Source organism: Paenibacillus sp. OT2-17, from assembly GCF_009827695.1.
Lineage (GTDB): Bacteria > Bacillota > Bacilli > Paenibacillales > Paenibacillaceae > Paenibacillus > Paenibacillus polymyxa_B.
This window is the reverse complement of sequence record NZ_WUDQ01000384.1, coordinates 1-3604: the sequence shown is the minus strand read 5'-3', so window position 1 is coordinate 3604 and position 3604 is coordinate 1. Positions and strand designations below refer to the sequence as shown.

General features: G+C 47.5%; 4 protein-coding genes. All 4 read left to right on the top strand.

Going from position 1 to position 3604, the window contains the following annotated elements:
* Window positions 1-432, top strand: a 432-nt coding sequence (gene dapD / locus GRP75_RS21680; protein WP_160790327.1) for a 2,3,4,5-tetrahydropyridine-2,6-dicarboxylate N-acetyltransferase, incomplete at its 5' end; no start/stop codon positions are given.
* Window positions 433-613: 181 nt separating this feature from the next.
* A complete protein-coding gene (locus GRP75_RS21675) occupies window positions 614-1750 on the top strand; it encodes an N-acetyldiaminopimelate deacetylase (protein ID WP_068942451.1) in 1137 nt (378 codons plus the stop codon).
* A gap of 75 nt (window positions 1751-1825) precedes the next feature.
* A complete protein-coding gene (locus tag GRP75_RS21670) occupies window positions 1826-2935 on the top strand; it encodes an ABC transporter ATP-binding protein (protein WP_028542542.1) in 1110 nt (369 codons plus the stop codon).
* The coding region (locus GRP75_RS21665) for an ABC transporter permease (RefSeq protein ID WP_160790326.1) at window positions 2925-3604 on the top strand (680 nt) is incomplete at its 3' end. The genes GRP75_RS21670 and GRP75_RS21665, both read left to right, overlap by 11 nt.

The window sequence follows — 3604 nt, the reverse complement described above, 5'->3', positions numbered from 1 at the left end:
ATTGAGCCAGGCGCATATATTCGTGACATGGTTGGCATCGGTAACAATGCAGTCATCATGATGGGTGCAGTGATTAACATCGGTGTCACCATTGGTGAAGGCACGATGATTGATATGAATGCTGTGCTGGGCGGTCGTGTTAAAGTAGGTAACATGTGTCACATCGGTGCAGGCGTTGTCCTGGCGGGTGTCATTGAACCACCATCTGCACAGCCAGTTGTAGTAGAAGACGATGTATTGATCGGTGCGAATTCGGTCGTATTGGAAGGCGTGCGAATTGGTAAAGGTGCAGTTGTTGCAGCTGGAGCTGTCGTAACTGAAGATGTGCCTGAATACTCCGTAGTGGCGGGTACACCTGCACGTGTGATCAAACAGGTCGACGATAAGACCAAATCTAAAACTGAGATTTTGAAAGAACTGCGCGTTCTGTAAGAAGGCAAAAGTTTTTTATGTACCAAAGGCGAACGATTCCTTGTCAGAAGCATGATGCACTGACAGCATAACTTAGGGACGAAGCACAACGGACAAGGCTCGGCGGCTGCGCCGGGCTTTTGTCCTTTTGTTCTTTTGCCAGATAAGAGCTGATGAGCTATAAAGAGGAGGCGTAGCGGTAATGAGTACGGTCGACTATCGTTCTTTTGTCCAAATACGAAGAGATTTACACCAAATTCCCGAGCCGGGTTTTGAGGAATACAAAACACAACAATATTTGCTGGATTATTTGGAAACGCTCCCTCAGGAGCGGTTGGAAATTCGTACATGGCGTACGGGCGTGTTGGTGTTCATTCATGGAACAGCTCCTGAACGCCGCTATGGATATCGTTGTGATATGGATGGTTTGCCGATTGAAGAAGAAACAGGGTACGATTTCCGTTCGACCCATCCCGGCTATATGCATGCTTGTGGACACGATTTACATATGACGATTGGATTGGGAATTGTTACTCACTTTGCAAGCCATCCGATTAAGGATGACCTGGTTGTGTTGTTTCAACCAGCTGAGGAAGGGCCGGGCGGAGCCTTGCCTATGCGGGACAGCACGGAGCTGGCAGACTGGATACCCGATGAAATTGTCGCGTTGCATGTTGCACCTGAATATCCTGTCGGTACCATTGCGACTCGCCCGGGCATCCTATTTGCCAATACGTCGGAGCTTTTCATCGACCTGAAGGGTATGGGGGGGCATGCTGCGTATCCACACAAGGCGAATGATATGGTAGTAGCTGCTTGCCAACTGGTGGGACAATTACAGACGGTTGTAGCCCGTAATGTGAATCCACTCGATGCAGCGGTCATTACCGTGGGTAAGGTTAGCGGAGGCACGAAGCAAAATATTATAGCGGAAACCGCCCGTTTGGAGGGTACGATTCGAACGTTGTCAGCCGATACAATGATGCTGGTTAAATCACGGATTGAAGCGCTGGTACGCGGTGTTGAAGCTGGATTTGAATGCCATGCAGAGATTCACTATGGCTCAAACTATTTGCAAGTGTACAATGAAGCTCAGGTGACCGAGGAATTTATGAACTGGGTCCGTAATCGGCAGGATGTGCAGCTTATTGAATGCGGAGAAGCGATGACCGGAGAAGACTTTGGGTATTTTCTGGAGCGAATTCCCGGTCTGATGTTCTGGCTTGGTGTTGATACGCCTTATGGTTTGCATCATGCGAAGCTGGAGCCTGCGGAGGAAGCGATTGGTGTAGCCATTCGTGTGCTGACAGACTATTTTACATGGAAGTCTCAAGGGTAAATGATACGCCCTGAATAATTATGTTTAATGAAAAGAATGAAATGGAATGAAGTCGAATTTTTGAAGGAGGGTGTTATGGGAGAGCAAACCATCATCCGATTTGAACGGGTGACCAAGCAATATGACAACGATCCCCCAGTGCTGGCGGACGTCAGCTTTGAGATTGAGCGTGGTAAATTTTATACACTGCTGGGTCCTTCCGGCTGTGGTAAAACAACGATTCTGCGTATGATTGCAGGTTTTGCGGAGCCGACAGAAGGCTCTATTTATTTAAATGGAAAACTCATTAATCGTGTTCCAGCCAATGAGCGGCAGGTCAATACGGTTTTTCAAGATTATGCGCTATTTCCGCATCTGAATGTGTTTGAAAATGTAGCCTTTGGTCTGCGCATCAAAAAGATGAACAAAAAGGACATTCAGGAGAAGGTGACACAGGCGTTGTCCTTTGTCAATCTGGAAGGCTACGGTGAGCGAGAAATTTCTGAGATGTCCGGGGGACAGCGTCAGCGTGTAGCCATCGCACGGGCTATCGTCAATGAGCCTGATGTTCTGTTGTTGGATGAACCGTTGTCTGCACTGGATTTAAAGCTGCGTACAGAAATGCAGTACATTTTGCGCGAAATGCAGCAGCGTCTTGGAATTACCTTTATTTTCGTTACGCATGATCAGGAGGAAGCGCTGGCCATGTCGGACGAAATTTTTGTTATGAACAAAGGTAAGATTGAGCAGAGTGGTACGCCTAATGATATTTATGATGAGCCGATTAATCGGTTTGTTGCTGATTTCATCGGCGAATCCAATATTGTCCCAGGACGGATGATTGCGGATTACCAAGTGGAATTTAACGGTCGACAGTTTGAATGTGTTGACGGAGGATTACGTCCGAACGAGCCCATTGAAATTGTGATCCGGCCAGAGGACTTGGAGATTACGAGTGTGGCTGAAGGCAAGCTACGTGTAAAAGTGGATACCCAATTGTTCCGAGGTGTTCACTATGAAATAAGCTGCTATGATGATTCGGGTCAGGAGTGGCTCGTACATTCTACCAAAAAGGCGGAGCTGGGCAGTGAAATCGGTCTGCGATTTGACCCGGAAGCGATCCATGTGATGCGGTTCGGGGAAACAGAGGAAGAATTTGATCGGCGTCTGGAAGCCTATGAAGAGGTGGATCAGCATGTCCGGTAATACAAGAGCAGCGTATCTGCTGCCTTACTATTTATGGATTGTGCTGTTCGTGGCAGCTCCGGTTGTACTTGTGTTTTACTATTCATTATTTGATGTGGATGGTCATCTCACCTTCAACAACTACGCTCAGTTTCTGACACCTGTTTATTTGAGCATGACGCTTAGCTCGTTCTGGTATGCATTTCTGATCACTGTATTTTCACTGTTAGTTGCTTACCCGGCAGCATATTTGCTCACACGCACCAAGCATAAGCAGCTGTGGCTGTTGCTCATTATTTTGCCGACCTGGATTAACCTGTTACTCAAAACGTATGCTTTTATCGGGATCTTTGGTACCTATGGCCCGGTGAATGCGGTGTTAGGTATGGTTGGGTTGGGAGGTCAGCAAATATTGTTTACCAGCTCCAGCTTTGTGTTTGTGTCGGTTTATATTTTTGTGCCTTTTATGATTTTGCCCATCTATAACGCGTTGGAAGGTTTAAACCCTTCATTGCTGGACGCAGCCCGTGATTTGGGAGCCTCCAGGTGGACCGCGTTTCGCAGGGTTATTTTCCCGTTAACGCTTGCGGGTGTGCGATCCGGTTGCATGGCTGTGTTTATTCCAGCGTTGTCGCTGTTTATGATTACCCGCCTGATTGCAGGTAACCGTGTGATTACACTGGGGACAGC